At 53.9% G+C, this 1,052-nt stretch carries 1 rRNA gene; it reads right to left on the reverse strand.

The window, feature by feature from the left end:
* Nucleotides 1-1,052, reverse strand: a 23S ribosomal RNA gene (locus HMPREF2978_RS01665); the annotation flags it as partial.

The following is a 1,052-nucleotide window of genomic DNA, read 5'->3' on the forward strand; positions in this document are numbered from 1 at the left end:
ATACGGGTACCAGAATATCAACTGGTTATCCATCGACTACGCCTGTCGGCCTCGCCTTAGGTCCCGACTCACCCTGGGAAGACGAACTTGACCCAGGAACCCTTAGTCATCCGGCGGGAAGGATTCTCACCTTCCAATTCGTTACTCATGCCTGCATTCTCACTCGCACACACTCCACGCCTCCTTACGGTAACGCTTCAACACATGCACGACGCTCCCCTACCCAAACAAAAAATGTTTGCCGCGGCTTCGGCGGTGTGCTTGAGCCCCACTACATTGTCGGCGCAGGACCACTCGACCAGTGAGCTATTACGCACTCTTTCAAGGATGGCTGCTTCTAAGCCAACCTCCTGGCTGTCTTCGCGATCCCACATCCTTTTCCACTTAGCACACCCTTAGGGGCCTTAACCGGCGATCTGGGCTGTTTCCCTCTCGACTATGAAGCTTATCCCCCACAGTCTCACTGCCGCACAACACATTGATGGCATTCGGAGTTTGGCTGACATTGCTAAGATTGTAGTCCCGCTCAACCAACCAGTAGCTCTACCTCCACCAAGCTACATGCGACGCTGCACCTAAATGCATTTCGGGGAGAACCAGCTATCACGGAGTTTGATTGGCCTTTCACCCCTACCCACAGCTCATCCCCGCAGTTTTCAACCTACGTGGGTTCGCGCCTCCACAGCATCTTACTACTGCTTCACACTGGCCATGGGTAGATCACCCCGCTTCGGGTCCAGGACATGCCACTAAAACACCCCATTAGGATTCGGTTTCCCTACGGCTACCCCACACGGGTTAACCTCGCGACATGCCGCTGACTCGCAGGCTCATTCTTCAAAAGGCACGCCATCACACAACAAAAAGTGCTCTGACGGATTGTAAGCACATGGTTTCAGGAACTATTTCACTCCCCTCCCGGGGTACTTTTCACCATTCCCTCACGGTACTAATACACTATCGGTCACACTGAGTATTTAGGCTTACCGGGTGGTCCCGGCAGATTCACAGCAGATTCCACGAGCCCGCTGCTACTCGGGCAACCCAACAAC

This window comes from Corynebacterium sp. HMSC074C01, from assembly GCF_001814605.1.
GTDB lineage: Bacteria > Actinomycetota > Actinomycetes > Mycobacteriales > Mycobacteriaceae > Corynebacterium.